17 protein-coding genes are annotated in these 20263 nt (G+C 61.7%); 9 read left to right on the plus strand and 8 right to left on the minus strand.

Features of this window, described 5'->3' with window-relative positions:
• The first annotated feature begins 397 nt into the window (after positions 1-397).
• Positions 398-703: an antibiotic biosynthesis monooxygenase family protein gene (locus IFR23_RS17240; RefSeq protein WP_244655753.1), complete on the plus strand. Its 306-nt coding sequence runs from the start codon at positions 398-400 to the stop codon at positions 701-703.
• Positions 700-2166, plus strand: a complete 1467-nt coding sequence (locus IFR23_RS17245) for an 8'-apo-carotenoid 13,14-cleaving dioxygenase (RefSeq protein WP_342344993.1) — start codon at positions 700-702, stop codon at positions 2164-2166. The genes IFR23_RS17240 and IFR23_RS17245 overlap by 4 nt, the downstream gene beginning before the upstream one ends.
• 159 nt (positions 2167-2325) lie before the next feature.
• Here the strand turns inward: IFR23_RS17245 and IFR23_RS17250 are convergent, their stop codons facing one another.
• The 5 genes from IFR23_RS17250 to IFR23_RS17270 are packed head-to-tail and all read right to left on the minus strand — an operon-like array spanning position 2326 to position 5321.
• Positions 2326-2724 (minus strand): thiol-disulfide oxidoreductase DCC family protein, encoded by a 399-nt coding sequence (locus IFR23_RS17250; RefSeq protein WP_107964556.1) that lies wholly within the window; start codon positions 2722-2724, stop codon positions 2326-2328.
• Positions 2717-3247, minus strand: coding sequence for a DUF4166 domain-containing protein (locus IFR23_RS17255; RefSeq protein WP_342344994.1), 531 nt, complete (start codon positions 3245-3247; stop codon positions 2717-2719). The genes IFR23_RS17250 and IFR23_RS17255 overlap by 8 nt, the downstream gene beginning before the upstream one ends.
• Positions 3244-3717, minus strand: a complete 474-nt coding sequence (locus IFR23_RS17260) for a DUF2269 family protein (RefSeq protein WP_192976938.1) — start codon at positions 3715-3717, stop codon at positions 3244-3246. Before IFR23_RS17260 ends, IFR23_RS17255 begins: the two co-directional genes overlap by 4 nt.
• Positions 3710-4987, minus strand: a complete 1278-nt coding sequence (locus IFR23_RS17265) for an SDR family oxidoreductase (RefSeq protein WP_192976939.1) — start codon at positions 4985-4987, stop codon at positions 3710-3712. The genes IFR23_RS17260 and IFR23_RS17265 overlap by 8 nt, the downstream gene beginning before the upstream one ends.
• A 10-nt stretch (positions 4988-4997) precedes the next feature.
• Entirely contained in the window at positions 4998-5321 is a 324-nt protein-coding gene (locus IFR23_RS17270; protein WP_107964564.1) for a hypothetical protein, read from the minus strand.
• Positions 5322-5483: 162 nt separating this feature from the next.
• On the opposite strand from IFR23_RS17270, the gene IFR23_RS17275 reads away from it, so the two are divergent.
• The 5 genes from IFR23_RS17275 to IFR23_RS17295 all read left to right on the plus strand — a co-directional run bounded on the left by IFR23_RS17275 (position 5484) and on the right by IFR23_RS17295 (position 12190).
• Entirely contained in the window at positions 5484-7229 is a 1746-nt protein-coding gene (locus IFR23_RS17275) for a sensor histidine kinase (RefSeq protein ID WP_244655754.1), read from the plus strand.
• Positions 7229-8578, plus strand: coding sequence for a sigma-54-dependent transcriptional regulator (locus tag IFR23_RS17280; protein WP_192976941.1), 1350 nt, complete (start codon positions 7229-7231; stop codon positions 8576-8578). Before IFR23_RS17275 ends, IFR23_RS17280 begins: the two co-directional genes overlap by 1 nt.
• Before the next feature lie 173 nt (positions 8579-8751).
• The gene (locus IFR23_RS17285; protein WP_244655755.1) at positions 8752-10065 is read left to right on the plus strand and encodes a site-specific integrase; all 1314 of its coding nucleotides are present in this window, start codon (positions 8752-8754) and stop codon (positions 10063-10065) included.
• On the plus strand, positions 10062-11264 hold the full coding sequence (locus IFR23_RS17290; RefSeq protein ID WP_192976942.1) for a tyrosine-type recombinase/integrase: 1203 nt from the start codon (positions 10062-10064) through the stop codon (positions 11262-11264). Before IFR23_RS17285 ends, IFR23_RS17290 begins: the two co-directional genes overlap by 4 nt.
• 398 nt (positions 11265-11662) lie before the next feature.
• Positions 11663-12190, plus strand: a complete 528-nt coding sequence (locus IFR23_RS17295) for a hypothetical protein (RefSeq protein WP_192976971.1) — start codon at positions 11663-11665, stop codon at positions 12188-12190.
• A gap of 140 nt (positions 12191-12330) precedes the next feature.
• Here IFR23_RS17295 and IFR23_RS17300 read toward each other — a convergent pair whose 3' ends face one another.
• Entirely contained in the window at positions 12331-13680 is a 1350-nt protein-coding gene (locus tag IFR23_RS17300; RefSeq protein WP_192976943.1) for a phospholipase D family protein, read from the minus strand.
• A 261-nt stretch (positions 13681-13941) separates the two neighbouring features.
• Positions 13942-14157: a hypothetical protein gene (locus tag IFR23_RS17305; RefSeq protein ID WP_192976944.1), complete on the minus strand. Its 216-nt coding sequence runs from the start codon at positions 14155-14157 to the stop codon at positions 13942-13944.
• A 291-nt stretch (positions 14158-14448) separates the two neighbouring features.
• On the opposite strand from IFR23_RS17305, the gene IFR23_RS17310 reads away from it, so the two are divergent.
• Together IFR23_RS17310 and IFR23_RS17315 are read left to right on the plus strand one after the other, a co-directional pair.
• Positions 14449-16659, plus strand: a complete 2211-nt coding sequence (locus tag IFR23_RS17310) for an argonaute/piwi family protein (protein ID WP_192976945.1) — start codon at positions 14449-14451, stop codon at positions 16657-16659.
• 83 nt (positions 16660-16742) lie between these two features.
• Positions 16743-17819 (plus strand): PD-(D/E)XK nuclease domain-containing protein, encoded by a 1077-nt coding sequence (locus IFR23_RS17315; protein WP_192976946.1) that lies wholly within the window; start codon positions 16743-16745, stop codon positions 17817-17819.
• 358 nt (positions 17820-18177) lie between these two features.
• Here the strand turns inward: IFR23_RS17315 and brxL are convergent, their stop codons facing one another.
• Positions 18178-20262 carry a BREX system Lon protease-like protein BrxL gene (gene brxL, locus IFR23_RS17320; RefSeq protein ID WP_192976947.1) on the minus strand — a complete coding sequence of 695 codons (2085 nt, stop codon included), beginning with the start codon at positions 20260-20262 and terminating at the stop codon, positions 18178-18180.
• Position 20263 lies beyond the last annotated feature (1 nt).

Here is a 20263-nt window from a genome sequence, read left to right on the forward strand (position 1 = left end):
GCCATTGTAAAACGGCTTCGGCCGCCGTTAAAACTTTGTTGTGCACTGTCGCAATTGCGCAACAAATCGATGACAAGCGCTCGAAGGGAGTGTCATGAAATGTCGCAATAGCTGCTTACGGCGCCAAAAGCAGCAGGCTAAGGGCAACAGCGGCACGCTGATAAACGCGTTGGAGATGGTTCTCGACCGATGGCATCTACCGATAAACAAAACCGCTAAGGCCATGAGGGACCAAGTCCGGCCGTTCAGATCACCTTGATCGCCTTCGCACTTTCAGACCTTCGTTCAAATGAGGCTTTCAGCGCTTATAGGGCGTCATCGCCCTCGCATCCCGTCCCGCTCCACCCCACCTTAGGCCGGCCAGTCGACGCAGGAGCTTGCCCCCATGTTCATCGCCATGAACCGATTTCAGGTGATCCCCGGTGAGGAGGAGGCGTTCGAGCAGGTCTGGCTATCGCGCGACTCGTACCTTGCCGGCGTCCCGGGGTTCGTCGAGTTCCACATGCTGCGCGGGCCCGCGGCCGACGATCACGTCCTCTATTCGTCGCATACCGTTTGGCTGTCGCGCGGGGACTTCGAAAACTGGACTCGGTCCGAGGCGTTTCGCGCGGCGCATCGCGGCGCAGGCGACCACAAGCCGTTGTACCTGGCGCCGCCTCGCTTCGAAGGCTTCGACGTCATCCAGACCGTCACGACATCGTGACGGTCACCCGACGTCCGACGTTCGCCAGCCGCTTCGAGCAGGCGATCGACAACGTCGTCGGCGCAATTGCCTCGCCGATCGTCACCGGCATCGCCGCGTTCAACAAGCGCCGCCTGCCGCCCCGCGATGCGCCGCATCCGCTACTTACCGGCATCCACGAGCCAATGACTGAGGAGCTGACCCTCACCGACCTCGCCGTCGAGGGTATCATCCCGCCCGAGCTCGACGGCCGTTACGTTCGCATCGGACCAAACCCCGCCAACGCCGACCCGCGCTCTTACCACTTCTTCACGGGCGATGGGATGCTGCACGGCATCCGCCTCGAGGACGGGCAAGCCCGGTGGTACCGGAATCGCTGGATCCGCTCGACCGATGTCGCGGCGGCCAGGCATGTGCCGGCGGCTCCAGAGCCACGGTACATCTTCGACACCGTCAACACTAGCGTACTGGACCATGCCGGCAGTGGCTGGGCGCTGGTCGAAGCCGGCAGCACGCCGGTCCGCTTCGACGAGCATTTAGAGACGCAGCGCTACGACGATTTCGGCGGCACCCTGCCCGGCTCGTTCACCGCCCATCCGCGCCGCGACCCGGTGACCGGCGAGTTGCACGCGCTGTGTTACGAGGCGACCGATCCCAAGCGCATTCGCTACAACGTCGTCGATGTCGCCGGCCGGGTACGACGATCGGTGACGATCCCGATGTCGCACGGGCCGCTGATCCACGACTGCGCGATCACGCAGCGCTACGTCGTCGTCATGGACCTGCCGCTTACCCTGTCGATGCGCACGGTGCTGGCGGGGCACGGCTTTCCCTACCGGTGGAACGAGAAGCATCCGGCCCGGATCGGGCTGCTGCCGCGCGACGGCGAGGCGGAGGATATCCGGTGGTTCCCGCTCGATCCCTGCTTCGTGTTCCACACTGCCAACGCGCATGATCTGCCGAACGGGAGCGTGGCGCTCGACGTGGTCGCGTACGACCGCATGTTCGCCGGCGACAATCTGGCACCGGACGAGCAGCCGCGCGGCCTCGAGCGATGGACGATCGACCCTGTGACTGGATCGGTGGACCAGCGCGCGATCGACCCCTCGCCGCAGGAATTGCCGACGATAGACGAGCGTCGCACCGGCCGGCCTTACCGCCATATCTATGCGCTCGGGCTCCCCGAAGTGATGACGGAATCGCTGGTTGGCGAGGCGCCGCTCATCAAGCACGATTTGGAAGGAGACACGCGACGACTGCACGAATTCGGACCGGGACGCATCGCGGGCGAGTTCGTGTTCGTGCCGCGCTCGCCGGACGCTGCCGAGGATGACGGCTGGCTTATCGGGCTCGTGATCGACGCCGGGGGGCACACCACCGCGCTGGAGATACTTGATGCCCGGAACTTTGAGGCACCGCCAGTGGCATCCGTCCGCATCCCACACCGCGTGCCGCCCGGCATCCATGGTGCATGGTTAAAGTAAACTTGTTCACGCATCAGCCGTGCATTCTTCCAGCCTGACAATCGACCCAGTTGCGGTCGTTCGCGCCCCGTATTGCGCTTCCCAACTTCAGACGCTTGCTCATGAAGCGTCGAACGCGTTACGGGCGACCTGGTCAACCGAACATCTATGTTGCGCAGCCTACAAAACGCGATCCGTGTCCTCCGGACGCGGCAGCCAGCAGCTGGCACGCCTCCCAAACAGGCGGTAACGGTTGCGTGCGACCCAGCGGTATAGCGGATCGCGCAGCCTGCGCGGCACTGGCCGAGCCGCGGCGACGATCCGCCACGGCCAACCGAGCCCAGCATAGATCGCCAGCACCGCGTCGCTGTCGCGCAGCGCGCGGTCGCCCTGGACGACGATGATGGTATCGGGATTTGCTGGGTTGATCCCGAACCGTCGACACAGCGCGACGCCGACCTCGCCCTGCATCGCCGCGAGCCGGAAGCGGCGCGCGCGGTCGTGCGTCAGGACGAACTGCGCGTTCGCTGAGCACAGCACACATTCGGCGTCGAAGAGGATGATCGGATGCTCAGTCATCGATTCTCTCCAACCGGCCTTGATAATGAATGACCCGGCCGAACAGCGGAAGGTCGACGGGAATGTCGAATGTAAACTCGCGGTCTTGCCCCTGCTCGACAGCATGGCATGCCGGCCGCGCCCATCGCGGAAGAGGTACGCCGAGAAACCGGAAGCCTACTAAGTCCATATGCAGCGCTCCATCGACGACCGAGACATCGAACGAGTTGGCCGCTGGCCCCATCCGTTCGATCAGGCGGCCGTGCCGCATTTGCAGGGTGCTGCGGTACTGTCGATCGCCGAACCTGCGATGCCAATGCTCGGCGTCTCCGCGCCGTTCGAACCGAACAGTGACTGGCACGCCCGATCCGCGCGCTGGCAGACGCATTATCCGGCACAGCAGCCGCGCAAACGGATTGTCGCTCGCCCGTATCTCGGCAAGTCCCTTCCAGACCTGGTCGTCATCCTCGTCATGTACCGCGCGCAGGCTGGGCGCGAGGCCATCGATCGCAGGACCGAGCAACCGCCGGAATAGCGCGGTCACCACGCAAAGTCCGGCTTGGCGACCATCAGCCAGAAGATCACGAGCACGCCGGCCAAGGCGGGCCAGCCGAGCGCGAACCAGGTTCGTGATAGCATGAAATAGCGCGCTGGCAGTCCCTCGCCGTCGGAGAGCCGGTCGACGATCCGGCGCATCTCGATCTGGATGCCGACGACCGGCAGCCAGCAGGCGCCGACGAACAGGTACAGCACGATGGCAGCCGCCAACCAGCCGGTTGTCAGCGGATAGCCGGCGATCCGAGCGAGCCAAACGCCGGTCACCGGCTGCACGATCACCGCAGGAGTGGTAAACAGCCAGTCCGCAATCACGACATTGCGATTGACGATCCGTCGTGCCGCAAGGTCGCCAGATCGGTTGGCCATGAAGCCGTGGAACGCGGTGCCAAGGCCGGTCCCGAACAACAGAGTGGAAGACAGAATGTGCACGGTCTTGAGAAGCAGATACTTATCCATGGTCGTTCTCCAAGGCATGCACAGCGAGCGCCAGACCCAGGATAGCTACGTTCTTGACGAGCGCGCCGAACGGATCGGCCCAGAGCGCAGGCATCGTTGTGGCGAGGATGGCGGTATAGCCCAGCATCACGACGATCCCGGCCATCGCTGCTCGGCGCAGACGAGCCAGCAGCGCCAGCCCGATAGCGATATCGAGCACGGCACCCGCCACGAGCGCGGCAATTGCGGGCGTGCCGGTCAGCCCGACCTGCGCCAATAGCGCTCGGTTCGTAGCCGCAGGCGTCAAAGCCAGCGGTACGATGCCACCGGCCAGCCAGACCACAGCAAGCAACCAGCGCAGCACCGGCTTCAGCGGCATCAGCCGAGCAGCTAGCCGGTCGGCGTCCGTCGCTGGCGTCCGCGCCAGCGCGATGTCCAACCTGGCGGGAACCAGCCCCGTCGCGGCGATCAGCGGATCAACGTCGCCGGTGTTACCGGCCTCAAGCATCGTCAGGCTTTCGCGGGTCACCGGCCCGATCCCAAGCCGCGTCGCTGCCGCGAGCATCCATCTCGGCAACCGCACAATGGGCACGGGTGCTAGACCCAGCCAGTGTCGCAAGCTGGCGGTCAGCGCGTCCGTGGTCATCGGCTCGGGTCCGACGACGTCGATCCGTGCCGCAATCGACGCCTTTCGGAACAGCAGTCGCACGATGCCCGCGATCAGGTCATCGACATGGATCGGCTGCACGCGCCACCTACCCCGCCCCAGCCGTAGCGTAAGCGGCAGAGCGGCGAGCGCGCCGAACAGTACGCTGCTCTGCCCGCCGCGGCCAATAATGAGCGACCGCCGTAGTACGACCCAGTCCATCCGGCCGCCGCTAGGATCGAGGTTGGCAAGATGATCGTCCGCGGCGCGCTTGCTGAGATGGTAGCGCGTCGTCGCGCTGGTATCCGCGCCGAGCGCGGAGACCTGAACCACGCGGCTGACGCCGCACGCATAGCATGCGTCGAACAGCGACCGTGCGCCCTGATCGTGGACCATGGCATACCGCCCTCCATCACGGATTAGTCCGGCGCAGTTGACGACCGCATCCATTCCGCGCAGCCGCGGCAGCCAGTCGTCCGCGCTATCCTGCGCCAAGTCGCAGCGGACCGTCGAGACTCCGCACAGCGCCTGCGCGAGCCGCCCCGGATCGCGCCCGGCGGCGGTGACGTGAACGCCATTCGCCACCAGCCGCCCGACCAGATGACGCCCGACGAAGCCGCCTGCGCCAATGACGAGAACATGCATCGTCGGGCCCTTATGCGTCGGCACGGGGGCTGCGGCTCCATACCGCGAAGCCCATGCCGACCAGCGCCAGCAACACTCCGAACAGCGCGCTCGTAACGGTGCCCTGCACCAGCTCAGTTGGATCGGTCGCGACGTAGCGCATCGACACGAGCAGCATTGGCGTGGCGATCATCATCACCATCGACCACACCGTCCAGAAGCGCGACCGCTCTTCGGTCCCGCACAGTTCGGCGAGCAGGATCGACAGCGGTCGCCACAGCGCGACGGCAGCGAAGATCGCGATCAATGCGGTCAGTGCATAGGTCAGTAGCAAGGCAGCTATGGGTAGCAGCATGACGGAAATCCCCTTCGACGCCGTCCGGATATCGGCCGGCTGTCCGACGCCTTGCGAATGGCATGCCAATTGCGAAAACCAACGAGAATGCGTGGTTTAGGCTGGTTCGCAACCCCGCAGATGTTAACGTCGTGAACGGGACTGCGTGCTATGGTGTCAACGATGGATACGGCAATCGGCATCATCGCCTATGTCGGCGCGCTTGGTCTAACCGCGGTCGCGAGCCTCATGCTCGCGCTGTTCGTTGCGACGCGTGCGCGCGCGCTACCGGGTTCGGCGTTGCTCGCGCTGTTCCTGGTCGGCGTCGCGAGTTGGAGCATCGCGCAGGCGATCCCCGCGATCGTCGGGCCGGCCGCGACGCCATTCACCGCGACGCTGATCGCGCTGTCCCCCCTGCCGGCCGCGGCGTTTGTCCACTTGGTTTTCGCGTTCGCGCTGTGCGACACGCTGCGGCCCGTCGCGATCGCGAGCTACGCGATCTCCGGGTTTGCCACGATCGTAGGCCTCATATTCGGAGTGGGTAAGATCGTGCCGTGGCACGGCTTCCCTGGCATGTTCGTGCCGTCGATCGTCGGCTGGGGCGTGCTGGGTCTCGCCGGCCTGTTGTCGGTGATCGGCCATCTTCGTCTCGCGCAGACCTGGGTGCAGCAGCAAGGGCAGCATCGCCGCCAGGCCGGCGCGGTATTCGTCTCCAGCCTGATCGGTCTCGTCGCACTCACCGGCTTCACCTTCCCCGCGCTCCGGATCGACGCCTATCCTTGGCCGGTCCTGCTGCTGCCGCTTTACTCGGTCGCCTTGGTCTATGGCATCCTGCGGTATCGCTTCATGGCGACGGACCTTTGGGCTCGGCGCGGGCTCGTCTGGATTCTGCTCGTGGCGCTGGCGGGAGCGGTCAGCTCTGGCATCGCCACTGTGCCGCTCGTGCTGGCCGGCCGGCCAGCGGGCCTGTTAACGACCTGGGCAGCGCTCGCCGCGACGCTTGCGCTCGGCATCCTCGTGCTCGCCCCGCTCAAGCGGCTGGCTGATGCGGTCGTGTTTCCCGGCGGCCGGGTCAGCGACGCCGACGTCGCAGACTGGCGCGACCAGCTAGCCGGAGCGACCGACACGACGGAACTCGCGACGATCGCCAATGTGTTGCTCGCGCTGCGGCTGAACTTGCCCGTCGTCGACGATGGTCCGTCATTGGCGGTCGCCGGCGAAACGGTGATCCTGCGTGGCTGGAACGATGCGCCGCCAGCGACACGCCACGTCGTCGACCGGTTCGCCGGGCTCGTCGGGGAAACTGCGCGCCGCCTTGCAGCCGCGCACCGGCTGGTTGATGTCGAACGCCAAGCCAGGATGATCGAACTGGGCGAACTGGCCGCGACCGTAGCGCACGATCTGCGCAACCCTCTCGGGATCGTGACGATGGCAGCAACGGGTGCCCCGTCCGAGGTGCGCGCCGAAATCAGCGAACAGGTTGCGCGGATGAATCACCTCGTCAGCGACATCCTCGATTATTCGCGTGCCTGGACGGTGGTGCCGCAGCCCATTCGCCTGATCGAGCTCGTCGGGCAGATGGGCGTCGGACTCGAAGTGCCCGAGGACCTGAGCGTCATGGCTGACCGCCGGGCGCTCGTCCGAGTGCTCACCAACCTCGTAGACAACGCGCGCGCGCTCGGCACGAACGTCACCATCGTCGCCGCAGAGGGCCCCCCTGTGTTCATCGACGTCTGTGACGACGGGCCCGGCATCGCTCCCGAGATCGTCGACAACCTCTTCCGCCCGTTCGTTTCGCGCCGCCCCGGAGGCACCGGCCTGGGCCTCGCCATCGTCCGCCGCATCATGGAGGCGCATGGCGGAACCGTTACGCTCGTTCGGCGGCCTGGCTGGTCGACCTGCTTCCGTCTTACCTTCGGAGATTTGTAATGAGTGGCATCCTGCTGGCCGACGACGAACCCGCCTTCCAGCGGCTCACCGGCGCGTGGCTGCGCGGTCTCGGCCATGACGTCCGCGTGGTCGGCGATGGCGACGCCGCCCGTGCCGCCTTTGCCGAGGCACCCGCCGACCTCGTCCTGCTCGATCTCGCGATGCCACCGCACCATGATCCAGAAGCCGGGCTGGCGCTGATCGCCAGCTTCGTTCCTGCGCCCGTCATTGTTTTGACCGGCCATGCCGATCACGCGCTTGCGCTGAAGGCTATTGATGCCGGCGCATGGGATTTCCTTGCCAAACCCGTCGACCCCGACATCCTGCGCATCGTCATCGCCCGCGCGATGGAACGCGCAGGCCTCGCGCGCGAACTCGCTGCGCTCAAGGCTCGCGACACCGGTGCCGAGGACATGGGACTCATCGGCACTACACCGGTAATGGCCGCATTGCGCGACCTGATCCGGAGGATCGCACCGACCCGTCTGCCCGTTCTGGTGCTCGGTCCAAGCGGTACCGGCAAGGAACTGGTCGCCCGTGCGCTCCACTGTGCCTCCCCACGCGTCGACCGGAAGCTCGTGCCTGTCCATTGCGGTGCGATCCCGCCCGAACTGCTCGAAAGCGAGCTGTTCGGCCATCTCAAGGGCAGTTTCACCGGCGCGACGAGCGATCGCCCCGGGCTCGTCGAGACCGCAGCTGGCGGCACGCTGTTCCTAGACGAAATCGGCGAGATGTCCGCGCCCATGCAGGTCAAGCTGCTCCGCTTCCTGGCCGACGGCAGCTTCCAACCAGTGGGCGCGCGCGAGCCGCGTATCGCGGACGTCCGTATCGTCGCCGCGACCCACCGCGACCTCGCTGCCTGCGTTGCCGACGGCAGCTTCCGCGAAGACCTGTATTACCGACTGAAGGGCGTCGTTCTGCGCACGCCGTCACTCGACGAACGCCCAAGCGACGTGTCCCTGCTCGCCTCTATTTTCCTACGCCGCGCCAGCGACGGCACCGGCCAGTTTACACCGGACGCGCTGGACTGGCTGGCGAAGCGCCGCTGGCCCGGCAACGTCCGTGAACTGCGCGCGGCCGTCGAATGTGCGGCCGCGTTGGCCCCTCGATCGGCAACCGGCGTCGATGTGGGCGCAGCCGATCTCGCCTTCGCCGTCGGCGACGCTGTCGCAGACCTGCCAACCGTCGGCACGCCACAGACGCTCGAGGAGGAGATAGCAGCGCTTGAGTACCGCCGTATCACCGAGGCGCTGGTACTGACCGGCCATAACCACACTCACACCGCCCGCAACCTCGGCCTTTCGCGGGTCGGCCTGCTGAAAAAGCTAGATCGGATGGGATTGCGCTAGGTTCGTCGACTGTCAGTCCTTAGTCGCTGGACAGCGTACGGCTGCTTTTCTCGTTCTCCGGTACTGCAGACCAAAAAAGCGACATCACCGTCCGGTCTCGGCGCATCGGGAGCGGACGTTTGTTCAGGAAGATGCGGCGGTAGTGCACACCTTACGCAAGCTACGCTTGCAGAATGGAAAAAAAGCTAGCAAAATCAATGGTGCGTCGCTCAAAAGCGGCTTGCAGTTTGGGGCCTGGCGATGGCCATTTGGTCCCCAAAAAATCAACGTTTTTAGTCGGTTGCGAACCTGATTTGGCCCCCTCTGATGGCTATTTGGTCCCCAATGCCTCCAGAGCTGAAAAACGGGCACTACTGGACGGTAATTTTGCTCGCAAAAACCATCCTGCCCGCCCTTCGGAATATGTCATCTGGGACGCGGAACTTGCCGGGTTCGGCCTCCGTATTCGACCAAGCGGACACGCTTTCTGGACAGTGCGGCTTCGTCATCGTGGTAAGCAGCGCCGCGTTACGATCGGACGGGTCGAGGACGTAGACGCAACCCTTGCGCGTGCCCAGGCGCGCCGTCTGTTGGCCGAGGTGGCGCTGGACGGCTTGCCCAAGCATAGGTCAGTGAAGGCCACACCGACGTTGTCTGCCTATGTCGAAACCTACTGGGACGACATTGCCCGTTACTGGAAACCTTCGACCTCCAAGCGCAACCATGATGCATGGCGGCGCGACCTCGCGCCGGTCTTTGGCGGAACGCGGGTCGCCGAGGTGTTGCCAGCCGATGTGATCCGCTGGCGTGACGATTGTGCGGGGTGCGCCGAAACCCGTTTCAATCGTGCGGTGCCGGTGCTGGCCAGTCTCCTGAAATATGCCGAGGCGCTCCATTTCCGGCGCAAGGGTTCGAACCCTTGTCGGGGTCTCCCCCGCTACCCCCGCGAGCCAAAGGAGCGCTTTCTTTCGCCGCTGGAATATCGCCGACTGGGCGCGGCGCTTCGGGACGCGGAAGCAACCCACCCGGCGCAGGTCGCGATCGTCAGGCTGCTACTCTACACAGGCGCGCGGGTCGGAGAGATCCGCGACCTACGTTGGGCGTGGGTGCAACCGCCCCGTCTGGCGTTGCCCGATAGCAAGACGGGCGCGAAGACTATCTGGCTGAACGGTCAGGCGATGGCCATTTTGGACGCCTTGCCCCGCCGTGAAGATTGCTCTCTGGTGTTCCCAGACAGAACCGGCAAAGCGCCTGTCGCCGTCGTCAGCTGGTGGACGGCACTGCGTCAGCGGTGTTCGATGCCCGACGTGCGCATTCATGACCTGCGGCACAGCTTCGCATCCACCGCCATTATGGACAACGTCCCCCTCGCTACGATCGGCAAACTGCTTGGTCACGTGCTGCCGGAGACCACCGCCCGGTACGCGCACCTTGCAGACGACGTCATTGGGGATGCCGCACAGCGGGTCTCTGGCGCGCTGGCTCAAGCGATGGGGCTGCGAGCATGACCGTACTGGCACTCAAAAGGATCGTGCGCGAATCGTTGGCCGAAGTTGGGATATCCTTTGAATATCCATATCCCTATCGATCCGGCACCAAGGCTCGGTCGACGACCTGGTTCGAGCATGAGCGCGGCTTTGGTTTGCGTCTCTACCCCACTGGGCGCGAGGTCTACATCGTCCAGACCCGCATGGCTGGGCGCCTCCGCACGATCACGATCGCACCGAGCACGATCATTAGCCAGCACCAGGCGCTGACGATTGCACGGCGCGTGATCGCCTATGCGCAGGTCGGTCATGACCCGGCGACCGATCGCGCCCGCATCCGCTCCGCGCCACGCTTCGATAATTTCGTCGACGAATATTGGCGGCGCTGGTCGGCGCAGTGGAAGGCTTCCACTCTTGCGACGCACGGCGTGTACCGCCGGCTCTATCTCGACCATGCCTTCCCTGGCATCTTCATCGACGAGTTGAACGAGGCTCATGTCACCCAGTGGTTCGCCGCGCTCAATGACGAGACCGGACCGGGGGCTGCCAACCGCTGCCTGACCATCCTCGCCAACATGCTGACCAAGGCAGAAAGCTGGGGCTATCGTCTTGAGAACACCAATCCATGCCGGACCGTTCGTCATAACCGGAAGTACCGTTGCGAGCGCTTTCTGTCATCCGCTGAGTTGGAGCGGCTGGGCGAAGTGCTGGCAGAGGATCGAGCCGGAGAGGACAAGCTTAAGGCGGTTGTCGCGTCGGCGGTGACCCTCTTGCTGTTGACGGGGTGTCGTTCGGGCGAGGTGGCCGGCCTGCAATGGTCGGACGTCAAGGGCAACCGACTGAAGCTGCGCGATAGTAAGACAGGGCCGCGCACCGTTTGGCTGGGTGATCAAGCCCGTGCGGTGATCGCCGCCCTGCCACGCCAGCGGGGCGTGGCGTGGCTGTTTTGGAACCCGGTGCTGTGCAAGCCGGTACTGCGCATCGGCAATCACTGGCCGTCGATCCGCAACCGAGCTGGGCTGCCGGGGGTTCGAGTTCATGATCTTCGGCACACGTTCGCGAGTCATGCGGCGATGAATAGGGAAACGCTGCCGATGATTGGTCGCTTGCTCGGACACCGCAACACTCAATCGACCTCGCGCTATGCGCACCTCGATGACAATCATGTCCTCGGTGCAGCGGAACAAATCGGAACGGCGATCGAGCGGATGATCGCCTAATCCTACCAGCTACTGAGGTATGGTTAAATCGCCGACTGGTACGCAAAAGCGACATTCACGACGGCTTGCGCGCATTCCGGAACCAGTCGTTCTTTCAGATTCTAGCGGGCCAGTAACTGGGCCAATAGCGGACTGTCAGCTATTGGCCCGTGAGGACTCGAGCGGACGTACCTTAAGCCGAACGCGGTAGCCAAAGAAATCCCAACGAATCGTTCAGCGAAGTTGGTGCGTCTGGCGCAACCCGCTTCACCCAGGTGACTTGCTATGCCCCTGTGTGCCAATTGCATCGTTGCCGATGTGGCGAACTGCGGGCACTATCTTTCGCAGTAAGCCAACGGTCGCTGACGCGCGCCAGCTGCCGAGGGCACGATCCAACTTGAAGACGGGGCGGGGTGAAAATGTTGGCGCCGAACTCATGGTTGCGGGATTACGGACCGGGATATCGTCACCTCAGCCGCAGCGAACGTCGCGCAGTGTCGGATTTTGTTATGCTATGGAGCGTCTACGAAGCGCAGGTATTAGCCTGCAACGCCACCGCCCAGAGAATGATGGACGCAGTAGAGCGTTGGCATGCCAACGGGCTGATCGAAACTGATGCGCGCGCAGACGAAAGCTGGAGTCACTTCGTAGAACGGCTTCGTAACGGGAAAGAGCTGAGCCATCGCTTCGATGGGCTTCGTCTTAGCAATCAGGTTGCTCGTGAATTTGTGGAGAACGCCGTTCTTGCCGAACCGGCACCGCATAGGCTCGTCAGGCACAAAGCCCTGGCGCTAATCATTCATCGAATCCGCAACAACCTGCTGCATGGGGAGAAATGGTCCTACGGCCTTCAGGATCAGGAGCTCAACTTCCGTCACTCGTCGCACGTATTGATGCTGTGGATGGACATGCATCGATCGCAGCCGCTGGATCTCGTCAGGGGTTAATCCATAAACGGCCGTTCAGAGTGATCAATCGTTTCCCCAGCTTTCGCCATTCGCTCACATCCAATTGAACAACGCCGGCAGCGAACCAAGCCGGGCGCCTGAACCGTCACATCTTTTTCGTGAAGAGATTTGCTGAAAAGTCACCGGGTTCGACGCGGCAATGGCAGCCGCGCCGAGAGCCAGTCAGCGAGGCGCCGAGCGTCCCCAGCGTCTGCGATGCGCAGCGTTGTCTCTCCCGAGGGATTTGTACGCGCGTCTATGCCGAGCGATGTAGCGCCGGCCGCTAGCGATGGTGCCCGGACGAGAGCGGGGTTCCTGATGTAGAACAGAAGATGGCTTTGGTTGGGGATGAACGAGAACAAGTAGTCGCCATTTGTATCGCGCCATTCGACAGCTGGAACGACACCGCGCTTGTAGTCGCCGTGCATACCGAGCGATCCGGCGCGATCTATGAGTAGAGCGTAAGCGGCTCGTGCCGCTTCCGTGCCGATCCGGCCGAGGTGGTCGGCGACGTAGTGGCGGTCTGCAATCGCGTCTGCGAACTCGGTCAGCGCCATTGGTTTGTCGTCGACCTTGATCCGGCCATCTGCCAGTGCGTCCGCAAGCCGCCGCTGAATCGACCTGACATCCCCGAGCGGCCGCCTAAGAGGTTTATTGACTAGGGTTGAGGGCCACACGGTGCCCTCACCCGAACCGACCGGTGCGCCGAGACGCCAAACGCCCTCGCAGGTGACGGATCGATCTTCGACTTCAAAGCAGAGGAGGTCATCACCGGGCTTCACAGCGCGCGGCATCGTTCCCCAGAAGAAAGGATAAGATGCAAGGGTCTCCCAGATCGCTGCATCATACAGCGGGGTAGCCTTGAACGTCTTTATATGGGCGGGCGTTGGCCGGTCGGCGGTGTAAACGTAAGCCTTAAGGTGGCGATCAGCGAGATCGTCTGCATTCGAAAGGATGGCGGCGATCAGCGAATTGCGAGCCGGCCGGCCGGCGCGCTGCGCTTCCCACAACCCGCTTATTTCTTCAATATGCTCGGGGCCAATAGGTGTTCCCGCTCGGAACAGGCCATCTAGCCACCCCGCAGCGGCGTCGAGCTCCGACGTTGCTGTAACCAGCGTCCCGGCCTCCAGACCAAAGACGGCGTCGACGTCCAGGCTGAGCCCGCCCGGAGACGCGTTCGCCGAGGCAACGACCATCGCCTGCTGGCATTTGTAAATCTTGGCGTGAAGCTTGCGGACGTCGACGACGTGTGCCCCACGCCGGAGCAGAGTGCCAAGCGCGACCGGGCTGCAGAAGCCTGAGCGCGCATCACAGGCGATGCGGTAGGACGATAGATCGGCGGGCAATTCGAGGCGCTCGCACGCCGTCGTGCCCCAGAAGGCAACGGCCATTTCGACGGGGCCAGCCGCCACCGTCTCTCTAATCGCCTTGGTAAGGCCAGCGCCGTGTCTGAAGCTCATATCGGTCCTAGTGCGCGGTTGATCGATCATGGCTAGATAGCGCTGTGAGTGGCAGAAGTCGTTATCACCAAAGAGGCGCTGCCACTCGAAACGTTGTTCCTGCCGCCGATCGTGGTAGGCCGCCGGGATGTTCTATGGCGCTGCTGACCCATAGCCGGACATTCACACCGGACGTTACTCGCCGTCAATCCGTGACCGAGCTAGGTTGGCCGGGGTTCGAGATCATGACCTTCGGCATACGTTCGTGAGCTATGCGGCAATGATAAAGAGACGCTGCCGATGATTGGGCGCTTACTTGGACACCGCATCACGCAATCGACCTCCCGCTATGCGCACCTTGACGATGAGCCCATGCTTCGCGCAGCCGAACGGATCGGTGCAGCTATCGAGAGAATGATCGCCTGACTCTACAAGCACGGCCATCCCAGCGCTTGTCAAAGCGAACACGAAGCGCAACGACGTTTCCCATTCGACAATGCTCGAACGGTAGGCTTCTGCCGTCTTCAACTCGCGTGAACATGGTGCCCGTGGGACGCTAGGAGCTGACCAGCCAGCGCGAGAGTTTGAGGTAAACAGCCCTGACGGGCTGACGCTTAGATTCAATTTTCGCCGTCTGCGCGGCAACTGTTCCTGTTATATCCTTGATCTCATCGACTTCGGTCGTTTGCCGGCTAGTATGGCCGCAATCAACTGTAGAGGCGACCAATCCTGATGGGCTTCCGAAATCATCCTGATCCTCTGCCGTCAGTTGCGCTAAATGCTATAGCACTTGTGACACCCAGCGAGCCGCTCCCCATCGTGATCGTCCCGTATGACAGGGACGAACTGCACGCGCTTGTCGACCGCAACCCGCATAATGTCTACGCGATAAGATTAGACGAGCAGAGAATGGCCGTCGTGCCTCTAACCGGAGACGCGAAGCTCCCAGGGCCTCTGGAACTCGTGGATCCGCAAACGCACATCCGCCTGTTTTCGTCCCTCGCCCGTGAGGCGGTTTTCCGGCACCTCAAGGCCATACCGGGAGGCTATCGAGTAACCCGCCGACGGCCGCCGACGGTAGAATCAATCAAGCAGAAGAACATTGTGCCTGAAGCGGCAGGCCTTCCCGACTGGATGCAGAAGCGCCGTACGCTCGTTTTCGAGACCCGCACACTTTCGGCCAGCGACCGTGCCGACTACGTGGTCCTCACGTGCGCCGAGCGGTTCCGTCCCGTGATTGATCGCAATTGCGCCGAGTTGGCCGCCGTCAACGTGACGTTGCTCGGGCGCTACGTATCGACCTGGGCTCCGAGCCAGGATCAGCAACTGGCCGACCAGCTCCGGCTAGCCGGGCGGGTCAGGGGTATCGACGGCGACCATCTGTTGCTCGACGATCATGGTGACGGACCCGATCGCGTTCGTCGCGAGGAAGCCTTTCTGGAGCCGAGTTTGCGCAATTTCCGAGCAGTAGTGGAAGCGCTGAAGTTCGATGGAGCGGAGCGCAGTCTCAAGTTGATACAGCAAGTCGAGGGCTCGTTGCGCGAGGGGAAGCGCCAGCTCGACGACATTCAGAAGACCCTGAGCTGGATGAGCCGACGAAATCTTCAAGTGGCCCATGGCGTGCCCCTACAATTTGGTGAAGTCCTGGCGCAGGGATCAGAACGCCCATTTCCTTTTGTTGAGGTATTCGAAAAGGCCAAGCTCTCCTTCGATCCTAGCCGATCCGGTACTATGAGTTGGGCGCAAGGCGGACTGGACCGGCACGGTCCTTACGACAGCTCGACCTTCGAGAAAAAGCGTCCGCGCATCGCAGTTATCTGCGAGGCACGCGAACGCGGAAATATGTCAGCCGCGATCGCTGACCTTCTTAATGGGGTGCCGGACGCGCAGAGCCGAAATGGTCTTAAACCCCATGAAATCGGGCTCATTGGACGTTACAAACTACAGCGTGCGCAGGTGGACTTCTTCGAGGCCAGCTCGGATAGCGCGGCCGACTACACCGCCGCGGCGCGCGCCGCACTCGCGACGGCTGCCGAAGCCGATCAACCCTGGGACCTTGCTGTTCTGCAGGTGCGCCGCTTGTGGAAGGAACGTCTTCCCGGTGACAGCCCCTATTGGACCGCAAAGGCCGCCTTCCTGAAACGTGACGTCCCGGTTCAAGCACTTTCGACCGAAATGCTCGAATTGGGCCGGTTCGAATATGCCTGTGCGCTCGCTAATGTCAGCCTGGCCAGCTATGCAAAACTGGGCGGCACGCCCTGGTTGCTGCAGTCCCGGCCTTCCACCGATCATGAACTGGTGTTCGGCTTAGGGTCGCATACGCGAAAGGACGGGCGGCGGGGCGCGGGCGAGCGGGTCGTCGGCATCACGACCGTGTTCTCCAGTCAGGGCCACTATCTCCTGGATGCCCGAACGGGGGCCGTTGCATTCGACGAATATCCCGCGGCCCTGCGTACTATGTTGGTTGAAGCGATCGAGCGCGTCAGGCGCGACGAGGCCTGGCGCGCTAGCGACGCAGTCCGCCTCGTTTTCCACGCATTCATTCAAATGCGCCGCGAGACCGCCGACGCGGTCATTGACGCAGTAGAGGGTCTGGGCCTCAGCCGCGTGTCCTTCGCCTTTCTCCATGTTGCAGAGGACCATCCATTTACGGTGTTTGATCAGGCAATGGACAAGGGTCGCGGAGCCTATGGCCCAAAACGCGGCCAGGCGGTCGAGCTCAGCAATCATGAATGGCTGGTTTCGATGACTGGCCGCGAGCAGATCAACGCACAGTTCCAGGGCCTGCCTGATCCGGTTCTGTTACGCCTACATGAGCGGTCGACGTTCCGTGACATGCGAACCCTCGCTAAACAGGTGGCGGATTTTGGCTGCCACTCGTGGAGGACTTTTGGAAACGCCCGTGTGCCGATCACACTTCAATATGCCGATGAGATCGCTAAGCAACTTGCGGGACTTGAAATGACGCCGGGATGGGATAGCGAGGGTGCGGCTGTCAGCCGCATCATGCGACGGCCATGGTTCCTATGACGGGTCCTGGACTCGCTCAGCTGCGCGCCGGTCTAGCGACGGCTGCAGCGCTGCCGCGGGACGCCCCGCTTCATCATCGCGCATTGGCGTCCTGGCTGGACAACGCCTCGGCGGATCAGCTGGAGGATCTAGCGTCGATCGCGACGGGCAATCTGGAAAATGCCGGCGGGCGCTCCGCACGCGACGTCGCGACCCTAGGACTCGCGAGCTTGACCACCGGCTCGAGCGAGGCCTTTCGCGAGGGGCTAAACTGGCTCGGGCGGCGAGCCTGGTTCCAATCACAAAGGCCAATGACGCTCGAGGCGGATGGCGTCGCGGCGCTAGGCCTTACTCTAGCGATCTCCGGGCACTCTTTGGAATGTCCGGCCTGGCTATCAAGTCTTGTCACGCGGTCAGCATCGTCCCTGCCCCTCGAAGCCTTCAACCGATCCCTTTTCATCGTCGCTGCCCATCTGGTCGATGCGCCAGGGAAGTTGGATCAGGGGGACCTCGTCCCCGAAGTGCGGGTGGTGTTCGGTGGTTCGGCCGGGATCACCCTTTCCGAAGACGTCTATATGAAGGCTTGGGCCGCGCTGCGGGTCACCACCGCGAATGTAGGAGACGAAGTAGAGGCGCTATTGAAACTGAAGGCGTTTGATCTTGTGGCCGAGCACAGCATTCCGGCGCGTGCAGGGAAGCTCGAGCCGAACGATGTCGTGCGCGCACTCCAGGGAGTAGCCAGATCGCTTCGTCGCTGGACGTGGGAAACCAAGCCCAAGACCCCTAAATCGTCGGCAGTTCGATGGGAGATCCAGAATGAATACCATGTCCAGAACCTGCTCTACGTAATCTTGGCTCCCTTATTTGCGGACCTGAATGACGAGGAGACGATTCCGCCGGTTGGGCAAAAAAATCCGCGGTTGGACCTAACCATTCCTAGCATAGGCACAATCGTTGAGGTTAAGTTCCTGCGGCCCGGCGTTTCCATGCAGAAGATAATCGATGAAATCGCAACGGACGTCGGGCTCTATAAGACAGATACCCGCTGGACTTCGCTCATTCCCTTCATATGGGACGATAGCGCGCGAACTGAAGAACATGCAAAGCTCGTATCAGGCCTTTGTCAGATGGATATGGTGATTGGCGCGGTCGTTGTGCCTAGACCGGGAAAGATGCTTTAACAAGCTCATGCCGCAGAATAGAGCAGCCTCCAGGCTTCATATGTTCGATTAGTTCGTTCCAGCATAAAAATCTAATTACTGAAACGATCAAATGTCTTAGAGCCCAACCGGGAATAAAGTTAAGCTATTAACTTGGCGGTCCACATGCCGAGTCTTGAATGCGCCCGTTTGTAATAGACCGCATAGCGCCCCCCCCCACCTCTGGTGCCCATGCGGCGTGCGCAATCAACCAGCCCAGCGCCCGCCCTGCAGTCGCTACACCCCAGTCATCCAGCACAAGCTCATGAAAGGCACAATTAATTACCGGTTGGGCTCTTAGTTCCAAATAGCGAATAAATCGGTGAGACGAAAACTCTTATCAGAGAGATTGCGTCTTCGAGATTTCAACGTAGGTCACATAAAGACCTCGGATCATGCGATGCTCTTGCATTCGCTCGCCTAACGAGAAACCATTCATTTTGCGGGGCGTCGGTTGGAATATATCCAAGCCGCGATCCAAGACCATCTTCCAGCCCGTATCCGTGGTGATGTCACGTGCATGAATTGTTCCGGAACCGTCCAGAGCCCAGGTAAAGTCAACACCAGTGCCCGTGCAGGCCTCAGTAATTCCGTCCAAACATTCGCGTTGTTCCTGGATATTTCCATCACTGGAAGCAGTCACGAGATGCACCGCGACTTGGTCCTCGGGCTGCTTTCGCCGGATTAGCATTTCGACAAGCTCCATTACGTTGCGCGCCTGATGGAACTTCCGAATATAGGGATCGGTAATGATAATCCGCTTAGCACCATCGGTCCAAGGGCCAAAGATCTTGTCGAAGCTGATACCCTTGCGGTTTTCCGCGAAAACGACGTGCCCAGGTTTCGGGGTAAAATCGACACTCGGTGCCTTAGAAGTGGCCGATGTTGAGGCCGGCTGAGCCGGATTTAACGTGATCTCAGATTGATCGCTACTGCCATTCACATCGGCGGCAGCTCGACGATGGTAATACTGGGGAAACTCATCTTCTTCCAAGGTGGTGACGCCGCGCTTTGATCCATCCGCCGCGACGTAATGAAAATCCGCATTCTCGAAAGTACTGTCGATCCGCAGAAGCTGATCCTTCACCCGCTTACGGCATTCGATTGCAAACCGCAGAAGATTTTCAACCTCAGCCTCGGTCTCGCCTCCGTTCGGGAATATCAGCTTCAGCAGGCCTGACATTGTCTTGTTGATCGCCGCTCGATCCCGGATATGCGTCTGAACAGGAACAGTGAAGTAGCGATCCGGGCGATGGGAGAAATCCTCGGCACGAAGGTGACGTAGGATTTCGGCAAGGTAATCGACAATGAACCCGTAGCCAGAAGTGAACATCTCTCCCCGGATGATACCAACCTCCCACCCAGGCAAATAGGCGTGTAATCGATCGATGAAGGCGCTGTCGTGGAACTGCGGCGGCAGCGCTTCAAACAAGTCGGCATTTTTCAGCATCCACGGGACGTTGTGGTCGGTGTTGCCGACAAAGGCGAAGCTGGCCTCTGCTCCCATTGGGTTCACCCCGCGCGAGAATTGCTTATTTGCCATGTAGTTCTTCATGATGTCGACAAGCGCCTTGTTGGCCGTCTTCTCGCGCCCGGCAAACTCGTCGAACGCTACGACATCCCAATAGCCGACTAGCCCAATTCGCCCATTTGCGTTGTTGACAAAGAGCTTAGGTACCGTGACTTCGCCGCCCGAAATCAGCTGACCATGCGGTGAAAACTCTGAATAAATGTGGGATTTGCCAGTGCCCTTAGGGCCGAGCTCGATGAGGTTGTAGTTGCGCTCGACGAAGGGAATTAGGCGCAGCAGCTGCAAAAGCTTTGACCGGTGGCCGAAAAAAGATGGATCAAAACCGATGCTTTGCATCAGGAGATCAATCCATTCCTCGGTGGTGAACTTGTTACGCATCTCACGATAGCCGTCATAGTCGACACGGGCGATCTGGATTGGTTTCAGCGTATCGATGATCCAGGGGGAGGTTCGGCTGTCTTCCGAAAACTCGTACTGCACATCGGCGATGCACCAGATTCCTGCCACCAGCAGTCTCGGATGAGCCTTGACAGTGGCACTGTCGATGGCGACCCGCTTAATCCCGAGGTTTTCGAACACCGCTTCATAGGCATCTGTCTTTTCGTTAAGCGCTACGCTCACCTGATCGATGACCTTGTAGCGGCCTCGCTCCTTAATCGTCGACTGAACCAGTCCGGCTTCAGAACGATGGACGTAGTGTTTGCGCAAGATATCCTTGACCGTTTCGATGCCCGTAGCGATCGAGGCTTCATCATCGGTCGCGCAATATTGGCCGAGCAGGTATTCGAGCACGTATGTGGGGACAATGGCATTCCCCTTCACGGCCGTCACCAGGTCTTTGCGGACGACGAAGCCAGCAAAATGCTCGTTAATCTTGTCATCTAGGGTCGACATC

It is taken from the genome of Sphingomonas sp. CFBP 13603 (genome assembly GCF_014892665.1).
GTDB lineage: Bacteria > Pseudomonadota > Alphaproteobacteria > Sphingomonadales > Sphingomonadaceae > Sphingomonas.

What these genes read in the sequence shown, in the direction of transcription:
- IFR23_RS17240 (WP_244655753.1), top strand. Translation starts at nt 398, where the DNA reads ATGAACCGATTTCAGGTGATCCCCGGTGAGGAGGAGGCGTTCGAGCAG.
- IFR23_RS17280 (WP_192976941.1), top strand. Translation starts at nt 7,229, where the DNA reads ATGAGTGGCATCCTGCTGGCCGACGACGAACCCGCCTTCCAGCGGCTC.
- brxL (WP_192976947.1), bottom strand. Translation starts at nt 20,262, where the DNA reads ATGTCGACCCTAGATGACAAGATTAACGAGCATTTTGCTGGCTTCGTC.
- IFR23_RS17260 (WP_192976938.1), bottom strand. Translation starts at nt 3,717, where the DNA reads ATGGATAAGTATCTGCTTCTCAAGACCGTGCACATTCTGTCTTCCACT.
- IFR23_RS17285 (WP_244655755.1), top strand. Translation starts at nt 8,752, where the DNA reads ATGGAAAAAAAGCTAGCAAAATCAATGGTGCGTCGCTCAAAAGCGGCT.
- IFR23_RS17265 (WP_192976939.1), bottom strand. Translation starts at nt 4,987, where the DNA reads ATGCATGTTCTCGTCATTGGCGCAGGCGGCTTCGTCGGGCGTCATCTG.
- IFR23_RS17295 (WP_192976971.1), top strand. Translation starts at nt 11,663, where the DNA reads ATGTTGGCGCCGAACTCATGGTTGCGGGATTACGGACCGGGATATCGT.
- IFR23_RS17275 (WP_244655754.1), top strand. Translation starts at nt 5,484, where the DNA reads ATGGATACGGCAATCGGCATCATCGCCTATGTCGGCGCGCTTGGTCTA.
- IFR23_RS17290 (WP_192976942.1), top strand. Translation starts at nt 10,062, where the DNA reads ATGACCGTACTGGCACTCAAAAGGATCGTGCGCGAATCGTTGGCCGAA.
- IFR23_RS17270 (WP_107964564.1), bottom strand. Translation starts at nt 5,321, where the DNA reads ATGCTGCTACCCATAGCTGCCTTGCTACTGACCTATGCACTGACCGCA.
- IFR23_RS17300 (WP_192976943.1), bottom strand. Translation starts at nt 13,680, where the DNA reads ATGATCGATCAACCGCGCACTAGGACCGATATGAGCTTCAGACACGGC.
- IFR23_RS17250 (WP_107964556.1), bottom strand. Translation starts at nt 2,724, where the DNA reads ATGACTGAGCATCCGATCATCCTCTTCGACGCCGAATGTGTGCTGTGC.